The organism is Metabacillus niabensis (assembly GCF_020524345.1).
GTDB lineage: Bacteria > Bacillota > Bacilli > Bacillales > Bacillaceae > Metabacillus > Metabacillus niabensis_B.
This window is the reverse complement of sequence record NZ_JAIVLH010000002.1, coordinates 293,936-310,857: the sequence shown is the minus strand read 5'-3', so window position 1 is coordinate 310,857 and position 16,922 is coordinate 293,936. Positions and strand designations below refer to the sequence as shown.

The following is a 16,922-nucleotide window of genomic DNA, read 5'->3' as shown; positions in this document are numbered from 1 at the left end:
GCTTATGGCAGAAACAGTCCAACAATTAGAAAACAGCAGTATGAAAAAGAAAAAGGTAGGAAAATTGCGGTATAATTGGAAATCCGGTTATGGAATGCTTATTCCTTCCTTTATTCTTTTGATCACCTTTATGTATTATCCTGCCTTGATAGCAATAGGTTTTTCATTTACAAATTGGGACGGGTTCAATCAACCGCAATTTACCGGTCTTCAAAATTATATAACTTTGCTCAAAGACAAGATCTTTTTGATTTCGATGAAAAATGTTGGGTTATGGACAATCATTAAAGTAATCGTAGAACTGCTTATTCCTTTATTCGTTGCTGTTGTTATCTTTCATTTAAAAAGTAAAAGAATGCAGTATATTTACCGTGTATTATTCGTTATTCCAGTAGTTGTCCCAGGAATTGTTATGTTTATGATATGGGGATTTATCTATGATCCAAACGTAGGCGTGCTAAACACTTTATTGAAAACATTGGGACTAAATGGAATTATACAAAACTGGCTGGGTGATCCAAATATTGCTCTTTACGCATTGATGTTTGTAGGGTTTCCTTTTGTTGTACCGTTTAACCTATTAATTTTCTATGCCGGATTACAATCTATTTCAGAAAGTGTCTATGAATCTGCAAAACTGGATGGAATCACGAAAGTTAGAAGGTTTTTTCAAATAGAGATTCCCTTAGTTATGGGACAAGTGAAATTAATATTGATCTTAACAGTGATTCAATTACTACAAAACGTAACACTCCCATTAGTTATGACAAATGGAGGACCAGGTTATTCATCATATGTTCCTGGACTTTACATGTATTTCCTTGCATTCCAAAATGGAGAATTCGGACTAGGAATGGCTGTTTCTATGGTGATTTTTGTAATTGTTTTGATTTTAACTTGGATTCAGATGAAGTTTATTAATCCTAGCACAGAATATAAAGCATGATAAATGAAAGGAGAATACGATGCTTAAAATCATTAAGCAAGATTTTTGGAGCCATCTATTTCTTATCGTGTTGGCATTTATTGCCCTTTACCCGTTTTTTTATATGATTATCACCTCGTTCAAAACAAATGGCCAATTTTATAGCAATTTCTTTGGCATAACTTTTCCTTTACACTTTGAAAATTATGCCGTTGCATGGGAAGCTATTGGCGGTTATATTTTTAACTCAGTTTTTGTAGGGGTAGTAAGTGTGTTAATTATTATTACAACTTCTGCACTTGCAGGTTATTCCTTTGCACGTTTGAGATTTAAGGGCAAGAACTTTTTATATATGTCAGTGGTTGCTTTACTCATGATTCCCGGATTGCTTACGTTAATTCCTCTTTTCTTATTAGTTAAAAGTTTTGGCTTGCTAGACTCATATATGGGCTTAATCATTGCCTTTGCAGCTGGGGGTCAAGCCTTTACAATTTTTGTTTTTAGACAATCCTTCGCCTCGTTACCTGAAGAATTGTTTGAAGCAGCCCGTATTGATGGTTGTGGTGAACTTCGAGTATTTTGGCAGATTGTTCTTCCATTATCCAAGCCGATCATTGGAACAATGGCAATTTGGAACCTTCTAGCTATTTGGAATGAATATATGATGCCGTTAGTTTTATTGAGTGATCCTACTAAATTCCCAATCACTGTTGGATTAATACAGTTTGAGAGTCAATTTGTTTCACAAACATTATATGGTCCGATGTTTGCAGGCTACACGATTGCCTCGTTACCATTATTAATCTTGTTCTTATTTACAATGAGATTATTTATGAAAGGATTAACCTCTGGTGCAGTAAAAATCTAATAAGATTCATTTGGCCAAATCGACCATTAAAGTGGCAGAATGAGCAATGAAGAAAGTTCCAGGTTAAGTTAACATGAATTTATTCCAACTTAGAAATGTTTTCAGTATAAAGAGGTAAAAGCAAATATGGTAACCAGAAATGGGGATGATTAAATGACATTAAAAGTAGCGGTTGTAGGAATTGGAAACATAGGTAGTATACATGCAAAAGTATATGAAGAAAATCCATACACAGAAATTGTAGCAATTTGTGACATTGTAAAAGCAAAAGCTGATCAAGCTGCAAATAAGTTTGGTTGTAAAGCCTTTTACAGTGTAAAAGAGATGCTTAATAGTGGAATGAAACTAGATATTGTAAGCGTTTGCACAAAAGGAGAAGAGAATGGAAGTGAACACTATACACCCACTATGGAATTATTAAATGCAGGTATCCCAGTTCTTGGTGAAAAACCGATATCAAATAATATTGAAGAAGGACATAAAATGGTTGAACTTGCCAAACAAAATAAAATACCTTACGCAGTAAATCTCAATCATCGCTTTACACCTGCTGCTGAAAAGGCAAAAGAATGGGTTGAAAACGGCCGTATTGGAAAGCTTCATATGATAAATATGAGAATGTGGATTAACAATCCAGTAGAAAGCTCACCATGGTTCCATTTACGCGCATTACATCCACACTCTTTTGATGTGATTAGATATTTTTGCGGAGATGTCAAAAGGGTTGGTGCATTTATGATGAAAGGAGAAGGCAGGCAAATATGGTCCAACACTCAAATCATATTGGAATTTGAAAATGGTGCAATTGGTCATTTAGTAGGAAGCTATGATGCTGGAGCGAGCTATGGGTTAGAACTTTGTGAAGTGGTAGGCTCAAAAGGAAGATTTGTACTTGAAGATGCATGTGAGAAATTAACATATTATCCACGAACAAGTATTGAGACTGAAAGCTACAGTTATTTAGGAGGCATGAGATCTTTTCCGGAAACATTTAAATCCAGAATCGATTCCTTTGTAAATCAGTTAATTCAAGGTGTTCCATATGATCAAGTGGATGGTTCAGGTCAAGATGCTTTAAAGGCTCAGCAAATTATTGAAGCAGCCATAAAATCTTTTGAAACAGGTACAATCGTTGAGGTAAAAGATGTAGAGCTAATCTCAGGAGGGATAATATGATAAAACTTGGTGTAAATTCTGTACTATTTAAAGATTTTGATTTTGCAACGGCTGCCAGACAGATCGCTTTATGTGGATACGATGGAGTTGAAATCTCTGCAATAAAAGGGATGTGTGAACATTTAGAGTTAGATCGATGGAGGGAGCAAGCAGGAGAATTAAGGTCAATACTTAACGAAAATAACCTTGAATTTCTTTCAATGGAGGTTGCTTCACTTGATGAAGACCGGTTGGCAAAAGCCTTTGAGGCAGGAGCTGAGATGGGCATTCCTATTATTAATGTAGGACCTGGAGGGAAGTCGGGTGATGAGGGTGACCTTCAGCAATCCATTGAAACCCTTTACCGATTATCGAAAAAGGCAGAGACTTATGGAGTTACACTTTGTGTAAAAGCGCATGTGGGGAATGCCATTTATAACACGCCTACAACACTACGAGCCATGAATGAAATTTCATCTACTGCATTTGGTATTGATATGGATCCAAGTCATATCTACAGGGGAAATGAAAATCCTGAAGAAGAGCTTATCAGAGTACTAAATCGAGTGAAACATATTCATATTCGTGATTGTAAAGGGCGTTCAACGGGGCCAGGAAATATCTCGAATCAAGCATGTGGACGTGGTGATATAAATCTTTATGCATATTGTAAGGCTATGGTGGAAGGTAATTACAGTGGACCGGTTTGTTTAGAAATCATTGGAGCGAATCAGCATTCTTTGGCTGATGTGTCCATCGTGGCAGCAGAAAGTTATGGGTATCTGAATGCAACCTTAAAAGCTTTAGGAGCAAGAGAAACTAATTTTGTTCAGAAAGGATAATTTGTTATGAAAAAACAGGCAAATGTCATTCTCTTTGGGATTGATAGTCTAAGAAGAGACCGAATGAGTTCCTATGGATACAATCGATTAACAACACCGCATATTGATAAGTTAGCTGAATCAGGGGTATTATTTGAAAACCATTTTAGTCCTAGTATTCCAACCACACCAGGTTATGCTTCAATGCTTACAGGTATGGATTGTTTTGGCACAGATGTTGTAGCTCTTAGACATCATGGCCCATTGGGTGAACATGTTAAAACACTTCCAGAAGTTCTAAATGAAAATGGCTATAACACAACTTGTATCGGGTTTACAGGAAACCCTGCCTCAAGGGGTTTCCAAAAATATATTGATTATGAAGCTTGGCAGCCTGATGAAACAGGACGTTGTCCGAAAGCGCAAAACCTTAATGATGTTGCACTTCCGGAATTAAAAAGACTCGCAAATGATGAGAAACCATTTTTCTTGTTTTTAAGACATATGGATCCACATTCTCCATACTTACCTCCAAAGCCATATGAAAGAATGTTTTTTGATGGTGATGAATGTGATCCATCAAATAGTTCTTTAGCAAAAATGAAGGAATTTAAACCTTTTGCTGACTTTATAACTTCATGGATACCTAAAGACTGTACAGACTCAGAATACATTGATGCCCAGTACGATGGTGCTGTTGCCTATATGGATGCATGTATACAAAATATATTAACTTCTGTTGAAACACTGGGTTTAACTGAAGAAACACTCATCATCATCACATCAGATCACGGTGAAACATTAAATGAACATGAATGTTGGTACGATCATCATAGTCTATATGAACATAATCTTATTGTACCATTAATCCTTAAATATCCCGGATTACCCGAAGGGAAGAGAGTGAAGGATTCCTCATTAATAAAAGATATTATGCCTACAATCCTAGATGTTTTAGGTATTGATACGAATATTACATTTGACGGAAGAAATCTTATGTCCATAGTAAGAGAAGTAGGGGAAACGTTTAGTCAGGAACCGGAATTTTATCTTACAGAATGTACTTGGATGCGTAAACATGGTTGGCGCACTCCGGAATGGAAGCTGATTGTTGCTCTTGAACCGGATTTTCATTTTAAACCTGAAGTAGAGCTGTATAATCTCGTGAAAGATCCAAATGAATTACAAAATGTAGCAGATGAGGAGCCGGAAATTGTCAATTTATTAACAGGGAGGCTTAATGAATATATAAGGAAGAGAGAACAAGAAAGTGGCAGAAAGAATCCTATGTTTACAAACCTAAATTGGCATGGTTTAGACCAAGGACCTTTTAAAACTTCACAGGAAGCTTACGATTCATTATACATCGGATCCATTCATACTGCCCAAAAGTTACAAGAGAAGAAAAAAGAAGAACAGCTTTAATTCTTTTTAAAATTTCCGAAAATACTTCGAAGGATCCTTCGAAGTATTTGATCTAAGAAAGGATAGAAAATAATGATAAAAGCAGCCGTTGTCGGCGTTAACAATATAGGGAAAATACATTGTCGTTATTTTAAGGAAAATAACGACACCGACCTAATTGCTGTTTGCGATCTAAATAAAGAATTGGCGAATGCAGCAGCCAATGAATTTAACGTACTTGCCTATAAAGATTTGAAAAGTATGTTAGAAAATGAGGAGATTGATGTTATTAGTATTGCAACTGGTGGTAAAGAAAACGGTTCACATCATTTTGCACCTGCAAGAATGGCGATTGAGGCAGGAAAAGATGTGCTGGTAGAAAAACCTTTATCTAATAGCATTGAAGAAGCACGGGAATTGGTGAGTTATGCAAAAGAAAAAAACGTGCGGTTAGCATGTAATTTAAATCACCGATTTGTACCGGTTGCAGAACAGGCTAAAAAGTGGATTGATAATGGAGACCTCGGAGCATTATTATATCTTAATATGAAATTAACAATTGGTAACCCTAACGAATCTAGTCCCTGGATCCACATGAGGGCACTTCACACACATTCGATCGATGTGATTCGTTATTTTGGAGGAAATATTAAACGAGTTCAAGCATTTATGACAAAAGCACCTGGTAGAAAAGTATGGTCTACAGCATCAATCAATTTAGAATTTGAATCTGGTGCAGTTGGTCATTTAACGGGTAGTTATGATATGGATAACAACCATCCAATAGAGTCTTGTGAAGTTGCCGGGAATAAGGGTCGATTTTTTATTGATAATGTATATGAAAACTTAACGTTTTATCCGCATAAAAGTAGTGAATTAAAGGTGTTTCGCAATTCAGTTCTAACAGGAATGAATGGTTTTAATGAAACTTTTAAAAATAGAATAAATACGTTTATAAGTGAGATAAAACAATCTATTCCACCGGAAAAAATCACTGGCTCTGGTCATGAAGCGTTAGCAGCACAGGAAGTAATAGAAGCAGCTATACGCTCACAATTGGAAAATGGCGCAGTTATTGAAATTGGAAATTGAATTTGTAGTAAAAAAACACCATTTTCATTTCGGTAATTGACTATAAAAAGAGATTGATTAATACTTATTGTATGCGTTTACTAATAAGGAGGAAAATGTTTACTTACTAGGTAAACACCCAGGTTATTTTATCTAGAGGAGGCACATATATGTCAGCAACTACATATCAAAGTAGTGAATATATGAAAACAGAAGAATTTCCGTTTTGGATTCAGAGATTTCATCATGATTCTTTAAACATACCTCCTGCGCATTCACATGAGTTCATCGAACTTGTATTTGTAGTTAAAGGTAATGCAAGACATATATTTGAAGAACAATCCTACATGATAAAAACAAATGATGTTTTTATCATTAATCCTGGTGAAGTTCATACGTTCAATATTGATAAGGGAGAATCATTAGAAATTATTAATTGCTTATTTCTTCCTAATTTAATTCAAGATTCCTGGTTAAAAGAACTAGGTGTTTCTCAATCAATGGATTATTTTTATATTCATCCTTTCTTAGATAATAATGAGCGTTTTCATCATCTCTTAAATTTAGATGTCAATACGTCATCAAGATTCCTGCATCTATTAGAAGGGATGATGTTTGAATACAACAAGGAAAATTCATGCTACTCCACTTTAATACGTTTACAGCTAGTGGAATTGTTGATCATTTTGTCCCGTCAATATAATGAAAAAAAATCAAGATCTATTCAGCCTCTCTCAAAGCAAGATGATGTAAACATTTTGATTCAAAGAATATGTGGATATTTAACGAGAAACTATGATCAGAAAATCTCCATCCAGACCCTCTGTCACTTATTTAATATCAGTCCACGTCATCTAAACCGCCTATTTAAACAAGAAACAGGACAGACCATAATAGAGATGGTACACAATATTAGAATTGAAAAAGCTAAACAATATTTAATAGAAACGGATGAAAAAGTGATTAATGTTGCGATAAGAGTCGGTTATGAAGACCCTGCGTTTTTTAGCCGCTTATTTCGAAGAATAGTTGGGTGTTCTCCCGGTAAATTTAAAGCAAGTAGCTACACTACAAGTATTCATCATTAATGATATATGAAAAGAACAGATAAATTGATAGAGTAATAAATGATATGTTTCAGGAATATAATCGTTTTTCTCTTCTATTTTTAACAATGTACCTTTCAACAACAAATCCATTTTACAAACTACTAAGTCTATATTATACTCTCTAATAGAAAACAAAAAAATAAATACTGAACAAATAGGTTTCTTACCATATGTAAGACTAAGAGGGAAGTTTGGTGTAAATCCAACACGGTCCCGCCACTGTAAACGAAGAGTAAGGTTATGTAATATCCACTGTGTGTTAAGCATGGGAAGGAATAACCGACAGTCATATTCGTAAGTCAGGAGACCTGCCTATTATGTTTATTAAGCTTCCTCGAGGAAAGGAATGTTTAAAGTGCTCTTTAGTCTCTTGCTGCTTTATTGCTATTATTTTTATAGTAGATTGGAAGTATACATATCTTAACCAAGAGAAATACCATTTAGATGCCTTTATTCAACGCTTTCTATAGAGAATAGCGTTTTTTTGTGTTCAAAAAAGAAAGGGAGAATAAACAAATGAATACGTTTATGAAGAAGTGGGGTTTATTAAGTGCTGTTCTTTTGTTAAGCATGTTCATGATCGTGGGGTGCGGATCTCAAGAGAATACCACACAAGGTGAACAGAATACTAAGAATGATTCGACTCAACAAGAAGAGAAAAATACTGAGAGTACACAGGCGTTTCCAGTCACGATAACGGATGATGCAGGTAAGGAGGTAACCATTGAATCTGAGCCTGAATCAATTGTTTCTATCCAAGCTAGTAATACTGAAATTGTTTTCGCTCTTGGACTAGGCGATAAAGTGATAGGTGTTTCTGATTATGATAACTACCCTCCAGAAGCATTAGAGATTGAAAAAGTAGGTGCTCAGGATATCAATGTTGAAATGGTACTATCCCTTCAACCTGATATTGCGTTAGTAACCGATTATCATAATGAAACACACCCTGATATTTTAAAGCAATTTGAAGAAGCAGGAATTAAAGTGGTTGTTGTTGGTGATACCTCTTCATTTGATGAAGTATATAAAAATATCCAAATGATTGGACAAGCAACAGGGACTGAAGAAAAAGCTAACGAAATTGTAACAGATATGAAAGATCGTTTTGCTGCTATAAAAGAAAAAGCTGCAGCTGAAATTACAGAGAAAAAGAAAGTATGGGTAGAAGTTTCTCCATCACCGGATATCTTTACGTCAGGTAAAAATACATTTATGAATGAAATGCTGGAATCAATTCAAGCAGTTAATGCGGCAGAGGACCAAGAAGGCTGGGTGAAATTAACGGAGGAAGAAATTGTTAAATTAAACCCTGATGTGATTATTACTACGTATGGCTATTACGTTGACAATCCAAGTGAACAGGTTTTAGCACGTAAAGGTTGGACAGAAGTACCAGCAATTAAAAATAAACAGGTATTTGATGTTGATAACGATACAGTAACAAGACCTGGCCCGCGTTTAATTGAAGGAGTCGAGACACTTGCGAAGCTTATTTATCCTGAAGTGTTTGAAAAGTAAAATTACATGGCTGTATATTCTAAGCGGAGGGTTTGTACTTAGTACAGCCCTCCTTGGTTTATTTATCAGCAGTGTCCAAGTGCCAATTTCTACTATTTTGCATATTATTTCTGACCATACATTCGGTTTCGGATGGCTGGAAGGAATTCCGAAAAATGAAGAAATGATCATATGGAATATTCGTTTGCCAAGAGTACTGCTGGGATTTTGTGTTGGGGCGTCTTTATCGTTAGCCGGAGCCGCCTTTCAAGGACTTTTACGAAATCCATTGGCAGATCCTTATACAATCGGGGTATCGTCGGGAGCATCACTTGGTGCAGTGTTTGTAATCTTTTTTCAATTTTCGATTATCGGCTTAGGAAGCTTTACACTTCCTGTTGTGGCTATCTTAAGTGGCTTTCTTACTCTTTTCCTCGTTTTTGGTCTTGTTAAATTAAGCAGTCGAAACCTGGCAATTGAAACGATTATTCTGGCCGGAATTATCGTAAGTGCATTTATTGGTGCCATTGTCTCGCTAATTATCTCATTAAGTGACCGTGATTCAATGACACAAATTATTTATTGGCTTTACGGTAGTGTCGGGATGAGAAGCTGGACTCATGTTACATTAATTATTCCGTTTATGGCGGTCGGGACCTTGATTTTATTTGCAAATCATCGGGAGTTAAATGCATTGGCCCTGGGTGAAGAAGCGGCAGACCATATAGGTGTTGATGTGAGAAAAAGGAAAATCTTCATCTTAATTGGTGCTTCCTTATTAACAGGTGCAGCTGTTGCGGTATCAGGCTCGATAGGTTTTGTCGGACTTGTTATTCCACATCTTATTCGTCTACTAACTGGACCGAATCATCGCCATGTTTTACCATTATCAATGCTTGTAGGCGGGGCATTTCTCATTTTGGCAGACTTAGTATGCCGAACCATTATTGCTCCCAAGGAGATGCCGATCGGTGTGATCACAGCTTTAATTGGTGCGCCGGTTTTTGCACTTTTATTAATTAGAGAACGTATTGGGCGGAGGAGATCGTAAATGTTAAGAATTGAAAACTTAGTTGGCGGTTATTCACATCCGCCCATTATAAATGGTATTGATGCTGATATCAATAAAGGTGAGTTTTTCACCCTCCTTGGTCCAAACGGCAGTGGAAAAACAACTATTTTTAAGCTTATTACAGGACAACTACCGATTATGGGTGGAGAGGTGTATCTATCAAACCAATCGATCACAAGTCTATCTAAGCTTGATAAAGCAAAAAAAATGGCTGTACTCACCCAGGAAGCAAATGTATCATTTGATTATACGGTTGAAGAAATTATCGCACTCGGTCGATACCCCCATCAAAAGGGCTTCCTTAAACAGCTTACAAAACACGATATGGCCTTAATGGATCGTGTCATGGATATGACAAACATTACCCAATTTAAAAAAACTCCATTTCGCATGATAAGCGGTGGGGAAAAGCAAAGAGTCTTATTGGCGAAGGCTTTAGCGCAGGAACCTGAAATTTTGCTTTTAGATGAACCTACCAACCATTTAGATATTAAGCATACTTTTCAAATGCTTGATTTATTAAAAGAACAACAGCAAACAATGGGATTAACCATTTTTGCCATTTTACATGATTTAAATGTGGCATCACTTTATTCCGATCGCATCGCCCTGCTGCATCATGGGCAATTTCAAGAAGTTGGTGATGTAGAAACGTTAAGAAAAGTGAATCAGCTGAAAAAAGTGTATGAGGTGGATGTTCTTTCTCAATCACATCCATCAATTCCAAAGCCACAGCTGTTGTTGACTCCAAACCATAGTATATCTCCACAACCTTATAATTTTAAAGAATCTTATAAGATTAAACAAACGAAGCAATTCATTCATGTTCAGTTCAACCATCCATTAAAGTCAATATCCAATGGAGTAATTGGCGATGGCATTCAGTGGCTCACTCATTTTTGCAATTTTCATGTGAAGAAAAATTATCATTGTGATGACCCGCCTAAAGATGTACAGGCTTGGATGAAAAAAATCAACATCCCATATGAACAAGCACTTGGGATGATGACAGCTGTTATTTTGGAGGATGTTGTCATAATAGAAGAAGAAGTAAACGGAGTTCAGATGCTTGCTATTGTTACGGCAGGGGTTGGAAATGCAGTTGATATCACAAAGCAACCAATTACTGAACCAGTTCAAACGATTAGTACAATCAACACTATGCTCTTTATTGATGCACATTTTACAGATGGAGCACTTGTTAATGGGTTAATGTCAGCAACAGAAGCAAAAGTAAAGGCTCTAACCGATTTAAACATAAAAGATCCAATGACTAAGTCAATCGCAACAGGCACATCTACCGATGCAGTTGTTCTCGGTTTAACACAGCAGGGGGAAAAAACTCCTTATGCAGGATCAGGGACGGTCGTTGGTCGGGCAATAGGACAAATTGTTTATAAGGCAACATATGAAGCAATCAAGAAATACTTACTTCGTGTAAACAAAGATCGTTATGATAGAGAGGAGGAATCCTGATGCAGCAGAAAAGATTAGTAATTGCAGGAACCGGAAGTGGTGTTGGGAAAACAACCCTTACAATTGGGTTAATGTCTGCCTTTATAAAACGTGGACTTATTGTCCAAGGATTTAAATGTGGTCCTGATTATATTGATCCAAGTTATCATACGGCAGTTACAAAAAGAGCTTCTCGAAATTTGGATAGTTGGATGCTATCACATGATCATGTCATCGACATCTTACATCATGGCAGCATTGGAGCTGATATTTCCGTTATTGAAGGAGTAATGGGCTTTTTTGACGGAAAAAACCCAGAAACGAATGAAGGAAGTACAGCAGAAATTAGTATCATCACGAAAAGCCCAGTTCTATTAGTTATCAATTGTGAAAGCATGGCCCGCAGTGCAGCTGCTATTGTGAAAGGCTTTCAACTTCTCTCGGACGGACCGAACATCGTCGGAGTCATAGCAAATAAAGTCGGGAGTGAGGGGCATTATCAGCTTGTGAAAAAAGCAATTGAGAAGGAATGTCTTGTACCTGTTGTGGGGTACTTAAAAAGAGAACTGGATATTGAAATGCCTGAACGACATTTAGGTCTCATTCCTTCAATCGAACGAGGAGATCTTGATCATTTTTTTCATACATTAGGAGATTTAGTCAGTGAAACAATTGATATACAAAAACTAGTCGAATTAGCAGCAGCAGATCCTTTACCTTTGAATGAAGGTTCTTCCCTATTTAAAACCAAAGAAGAACCAATCATAAAAATTGCTGTAGCAAAAGATGCTGCGTTCAACTTCTATTATCCTGAGAATCTTGAAATGTTAGAATCAAAAGGAGCAGAAATTGTCTATTTTTCACCACTTGAAGATGAAGAGTTGCCTTCAGACATCGACGGGCTTTATATCGGCGGGGGCTTCCCTGAGGAATTTGCCCAACAATTAGAGGAAAATCAAAAAGCAAAGCATTCTATTAAAATGTTTATAGAACAAGGGCTACCAACACTAGCTGAATGTGGCGGGTTCATGTATTTAACAGAATCAATTAGAACAACTGAGAAGAAAACCTACCAAATGGCAGGAGTTATTCCTGGTAGGGTTCATATGCAACAAACTTTAGCTGCTTTAGGTTATAGAGAAATAAGCGGTCAACATGATAATTACCTTTTAAAAAATGTAGTCGCGAAAGGACATGAATTTCATTATTCAACCTATGAATCTACGGAAGATAACGTCCCTTACGCGTACGAAACAAAAGGACTGAGAGGAATACAAAAGGAAGGGTATTTACTTGAAAATGTAGTAGCTGGCTATACACATTTTCACTTTGGTTCAAACCCTGACATGGTTGACAATTTAATCGGTAAATGTCTTGAATACAAACAAAATCGGAGGAATCATCATTGACTAAACACCTATATACCATTCCAGAAAAATCCATAGAAATGGGAAATCAAGTCTCAAACTATATCAATTCATTAACAAAACCGCTTGGGAGTTTGGGAAGATTAGAAGAAATGGCGATTTCACTTGCTGAAATGAAAAATGAATCTTTTCCAACAGTAAGTCCTGCAGGAGTACTTGTCTTTGCTGCAGATCATGGCATAACAGATGAAGGCGTATCAGCATACCCTAAAGCCGTTACAGAACAGATGGTTCTTAATTTTTTAAATGGCGGAGCAGCTATTAATGTATTTAGTAGACAAATAGAAGCGCTTTTAAACATTATTGACATTGGGGTTGCAAACGATCTTGATCATCCAGATTTAATAAGCAAAAAAGTACGTTACGGGACGGGTAACTTTCTAAGAGAAGATGCTATGTCTCGTGAAGAAGCTGAAGAAGCTATTAACATTGGTTATGAAGAGAGCATTGAAATCATTAACAAAGGTGCACAATGCGTGATTCTTGGTGAAATGGGAATTGGAAATACAACTGCAAGCAGTGCAATTTTAGCTTTATTAAGTGGAAAAGAGGTTGAAGCTGTCGTTGGTACTGGTACTGGAATTACAGAAGAAGGCATCCAGCATAAAGTATCTGTTATTAAGCAATCTCTTCAAAACCGAAATCCTAATTCATCTGATCCAATTGATCTAATCGCGAAGGTTGGTGGACTTGAAATTGCCGGTATGACAGGTGCAATGCTTGCTGCAGCAAGCAAGCGAGTACCGATCCTTGTTGATGGGTTTATTTGTACGATTGCGGCATTACTGGCAAAGCAACTTTCACCGAATGCTTCAGATTATATGATTGTGACACATCAATCAGTTGAACCTGGTCACCAAATAGCCCTTTCCTTATTAGGAAAAAAACCGCTTTTAGATTTAGGTCTGCGGTTAGGTGAAGGAACAGGAGCAGCCGTTACTTACCCAATTATTCAATCAGCTACACTAATGCTAAAGGAGATGGCAACATTCGAATCTGCTGGAGTATCTCAAAAAAGCTAGGAGGTCATAGATGATGGAGAAAAAAGGTTTAACACTTGTATACACTGGTGATGGAAAAGGAAAAACAACGTCTGCTCTTGGATTAACATTGCGGGCGGTAGGTAGAGGGTACAAAGCAAAAATCTTTCAATTTATAAAATCTCCCCAGCGCTCATATGGAGAACAAATTGCCTTGCAAAAATTAGGTGTGGACATGGTTCAACTTGGTATTGGCTTTACATGGACGAAAACACCTGAAGAGCATCGGGAGGCATTGAGAATTGGCTGGCCGAAAGCGAAGGAAGCGGTACTAAGTGGAGAATATGATGTCGTGATTTTAGATGAGCTAAATAACGCACTTTCTATTGAGACCTTTCCAATAGAAGATGTTTTACCCTTACAAGAAGTGATTGACGTGATCAAAAATCGTCCATCACACGTCCATCTTGTTATAACGGGTAGAAATGCAAAACAAGAAATTAAGGATGTTGCCGATCTTGTTTCTGTCATTGATGTGGAAAAGCATTATTATAATGAAGGAATTCCTGCTGTGAAGGGAATTGAATTTTAACCGCGCAAAGGAGTTCATACATATGAAAAAGGCAGTACCTTTAATGATTCAAGGCACACATTCTGATGCAGGAAAAAGTGCGATTGTTACAGCACTATGCCGTATCTTTATGCAGGATGGCTATAAGACAGCTCCATTTAAGTCACAAAACATGGCACTCAATTCTTATATCACAATTGATGGAAAAGAAATTGGCCGGGCACAAGGTGTGCAAGCAGAGGCAGCTAAGATCATTGCGACAACTGATATGAATCCGATCTTGATCAAGCCGTCAGGAGCTTACCAATCTCAAATTGTCGTACATGGCAAACCATTTAGAAATATGAAAGCAGGAGAATACCGGAAAGACTTCTTTCAACAAGGGTTAACATTAATAAGTGATGCTTATGATAGATTGTCATCAAGCTATGACCGAATTGTGATTGAAGGAGCGGGAAGTCCGGCAGAAATTAATTTAAATGACCGTGAGCTTGTAAATATGCGTGTTGCCAAATTGGCTGATGCACCCGTCATTTTAGTTGGTGATATTGAAAAGGGTGGTGTATTTGCGAGCTTAGTCGGGACACTTCAGCTATTAGAGCCGGAAGATCGCGAAAGAATTATTGGTGTGATCATTAATAAATTCCGCGGGGATGTCTCTTTATTAGAACCAGGCTTAAAATGGTTCGAAGAATACACCGGTGTTCCTGTATTAGGGGTTGTTCCTTATATTGAGGATTTATTTATTGAAGCGGAAGATTCTGTTGTTTTAACAAATTATTCTTCTAGACAAAATCCTTCTAAAGATATTGATATTGCAGTCATTCGCCATCCGATGATTTCTAATTTTACTGACTTAGATCCATTTTTTGAAGAAAATGATTGTCATGTTCGTTTCGTGAAACAAGCAGATGAACTAGGTAACCCTGACTTACTCATTTTACCCGGAAGTAAAAATACGATAGAGGATATGATGTCTCTACATCAGAGTGGATTAGCCAATAAAATATTGGAGCTCACACAGAGTGACACAATAATTGTTGGCATTTGTGGTGGATATCAAATGCTCGGTAACAATATTGAGGACATACATAAAGTCGAATCAGAAATTGGAAAAACCACTGGATTAGGTTTACTTCCAATGAAAACTGTTATAACAAAAAAGAAAAAAACAGTCCAATCAGTAGGAATGGCGATGTTTGGAGAAAAGCAAATTCCTGTAAAAGGCTATGAAATTCATATGGGTGAATCGTACTTTGAGGAAACATATATACCTTTCATAAAACAAAAAAATAGTCAAGATGGAGTGATAACAGAAAACAAGCAATTGATTGGCACCTATTTTCATGGGATTTTTCATAATGATCTATTACGCGAAAACGTTCTTAATGAGATTCGAACCAAAAAAGGCTTGCAGCCAATTTATGATCGGGTATCATTTGCTAAGAAGAAAGAAGAGGGTTTTGATTTATTAGCGAATGAGGTTAGGAAGAATATCAACCTGGATGACATTTATCAATTATGTGAAGAATTTGGCTCAAACAGAACCTACAATAAGGATGTAAAGGAATAAACATGAATGTTGTTTAATGTATTTTTTTCAGAATATCTATTATTAATCATTGCAGCTGGCATTGTCCTCGATTTCATCATAGGTGATCCAAGGTGGCTTCCTCATCCTGTCGTTATGATGGGGAAGCTCATTTCATTTTTAGAGAGAAAGTGGAATCAGGGGGAACATCGTGTCCAAAAAGGACTGGCCCTTACCATATCCGTTATCGTAGTCGTTTTTCTTGTTACTTCTTCGGTTTTATTTATCGCATATAAGCTTCATCCAATCTTTGCTATTATCCTTGAAATTTATCTTATTTCAACAACTATTGCGATAAAAGGATTATCTACAGCTGCAAAAAAAGTGCTTCTTCCATTAAAAAAAGGGGATACCATAGAGGCAAGAAAACAGCTAAGTATGATTGTAGGACGTGATACGAGTACATTACCTGAAAAAGAAATTGTTAGGGGTACAGTTGAAACGGTTGCAGAAAATACCGTCGATGGAATTACAGCTCCTTTATTTTGGGCCATAATCGGTGGAGCACCTTTTGCGCTCGTTTATCGGGCAATTAATACATTAGATTCGATGGTTGGGTACAAAGATGAACGATATGGTCAATTTGGATGGGCCTCTGCAAAACTTGATGATCTTGCCAATTGGATTCCGGCTAGACTAACAGCATTTTCCATATGGATCTCAAGTCTTTTCATAAGAGGTTCAAAGGTAAAACAGGCTTGGAAAATCACCTTGAGAGATGCAAGAAAGCATCCCAGCCCTAACAGCGGGTGGTCTGAGGCAATGGTTGCCGGCTTGTTAGGAGTTCAATTAGGTGGAATTAATTATTATAAAGGAAGAAAGTCAGAAAGAGCGACAATGGGAGATCCAAAAAAAGACTTAACTCAATCTGATATTCCAAAGGCGATCCAATATATGCATGGCGGATGGATTGTTTTTTTCCTAATCCCAGGCATAATAATTTTTGTCTTTCTGTCGTAATAATGATGAGGTG

The 16,922-nt window shown here is 36.9% G+C and carries 15 protein-coding genes and 1 riboswitch; all 15 genes read left to right on the top strand.

Going from position 1 to position 16,922, the window contains the following annotated elements; translation table 11 throughout:
* Positions 1-4: 4 nt before the first annotated feature.
* The 15 genes from LC095_RS04490 to cbiB all read left to right on the top strand — a co-directional run bounded on the left by LC095_RS04490 (position 5) and on the right by cbiB (position 16,909).
* Complete coding sequence (locus LC095_RS04490; RefSeq protein ID WP_226527018.1) at positions 5-946, top strand: carbohydrate ABC transporter permease; 942 nt, start codon at positions 5-7, stop codon at positions 944-946.
* A 19-nt stretch (positions 947-965) separates the two neighbouring features.
* Positions 966-1,793, top strand: a complete 828-nt coding sequence (locus LC095_RS04485; RefSeq protein WP_226527017.1) for a carbohydrate ABC transporter permease — start codon at positions 966-968, stop codon at positions 1,791-1,793.
* Positions 1,794-1,946: 153 nt separating this feature from the next.
* Positions 1,947-2,969 (top strand): Gfo/Idh/MocA family protein, encoded by a 1,023-nt coding sequence (locus tag LC095_RS04480; protein ID WP_226527016.1) that lies wholly within the window; start codon positions 1,947-1,949, stop codon positions 2,967-2,969.
* Positions 2,966-3,790 (top strand): sugar phosphate isomerase/epimerase family protein, encoded by an 825-nt coding sequence (locus LC095_RS04475; protein ID WP_226527015.1) that lies wholly within the window; start codon positions 2,966-2,968, stop codon positions 3,788-3,790. The genes LC095_RS04480 and LC095_RS04475 overlap by 4 nt, the downstream gene beginning before the upstream one ends.
* Before the next feature lie 6 nt (positions 3,791-3,796).
* The gene (locus LC095_RS04470; protein WP_226527014.1) at positions 3,797-5,194 is read left to right on the top strand and encodes a sulfatase; all 1,398 of its coding nucleotides are present in this window, start codon (positions 3,797-3,799) and stop codon (positions 5,192-5,194) included.
* 72 nt (positions 5,195-5,266) lie between these two features.
* Complete coding sequence (locus LC095_RS04465) at positions 5,267-6,265, top strand: Gfo/Idh/MocA family protein (protein WP_226527013.1); 999 nt, start codon at positions 5,267-5,269, stop codon at positions 6,263-6,265.
* A 149-nt stretch (positions 6,266-6,414) separates the two neighbouring features.
* Positions 6,415-7,332, top strand: a complete 918-nt coding sequence (locus LC095_RS04460) for an AraC family transcriptional regulator (protein WP_226527012.1) — start codon at positions 6,415-6,417, stop codon at positions 7,330-7,332.
* A 160-nt stretch (positions 7,333-7,492) separates the two neighbouring features.
* A riboswitch (cobalamin riboswitch) is annotated at positions 7,493-7,684 on the top strand.
* Positions 7,685-7,869: 185 nt separating this feature from the next.
* Positions 7,870-8,874 (top strand): ABC transporter substrate-binding protein, encoded by a 1,005-nt coding sequence (locus LC095_RS04455; protein WP_226527011.1) that lies wholly within the window; start codon positions 7,870-7,872, stop codon positions 8,872-8,874.
* Positions 8,864-9,904, top strand: coding sequence for a FecCD family ABC transporter permease (locus LC095_RS04450; protein ID WP_226527010.1), 1,041 nt, complete (start codon positions 8,864-8,866; stop codon positions 9,902-9,904). The genes LC095_RS04455 and LC095_RS04450 overlap by 11 nt, the downstream gene beginning before the upstream one ends.
* The gene (locus LC095_RS04445) at positions 9,905-11,401 is read left to right on the top strand and encodes an adenosylcobinamide amidohydrolase (RefSeq protein WP_226527009.1); all 1,497 of its coding nucleotides are present in this window, start codon (positions 9,905-9,907) and stop codon (positions 11,399-11,401) included.
* The gene (locus LC095_RS04440) at positions 11,401-12,789 is read left to right on the top strand and encodes a cobyrinate a,c-diamide synthase (protein WP_226527008.1); all 1,389 of its coding nucleotides are present in this window, start codon (positions 11,401-11,403) and stop codon (positions 12,787-12,789) included. Before LC095_RS04445 ends, LC095_RS04440 begins: the two co-directional genes overlap by 1 nt.
* On the top strand, positions 12,786-13,829 hold the full coding sequence (gene cobT, locus LC095_RS04435; RefSeq protein WP_226527007.1) for a nicotinate-nucleotide--dimethylbenzimidazole phosphoribosyltransferase: 1,044 nt from the start codon (positions 12,786-12,788) through the stop codon (positions 13,827-13,829). Before LC095_RS04440 ends, cobT begins: the two co-directional genes overlap by 4 nt.
* Positions 13,830-13,839: 10 nt before the next feature.
* Positions 13,840-14,379, top strand: coding sequence for a cob(I)yrinic acid a,c-diamide adenosyltransferase (locus tag LC095_RS04430; RefSeq protein WP_413467448.1), 540 nt, complete (start codon positions 13,840-13,842; stop codon positions 14,377-14,379).
* 22 nt (positions 14,380-14,401) lie between these two features.
* Positions 14,402-15,931 carry a cobyric acid synthase gene (locus LC095_RS04425; protein ID WP_226527005.1) on the top strand — a complete coding sequence of 510 codons (1,530 nt, stop codon included), beginning with the start codon at positions 14,402-14,404 and terminating at the stop codon, positions 15,929-15,931.
* A gap of 6 nt (positions 15,932-15,937) precedes the next feature.
* On the top strand, positions 15,938-16,909 hold the full coding sequence (gene cbiB, locus LC095_RS04420; protein ID WP_226527004.1) for an adenosylcobinamide-phosphate synthase CbiB: 972 nt from the start codon (positions 15,938-15,940) through the stop codon (positions 16,907-16,909).
* Positions 16,910-16,922 lie beyond the last annotated feature (13 nt).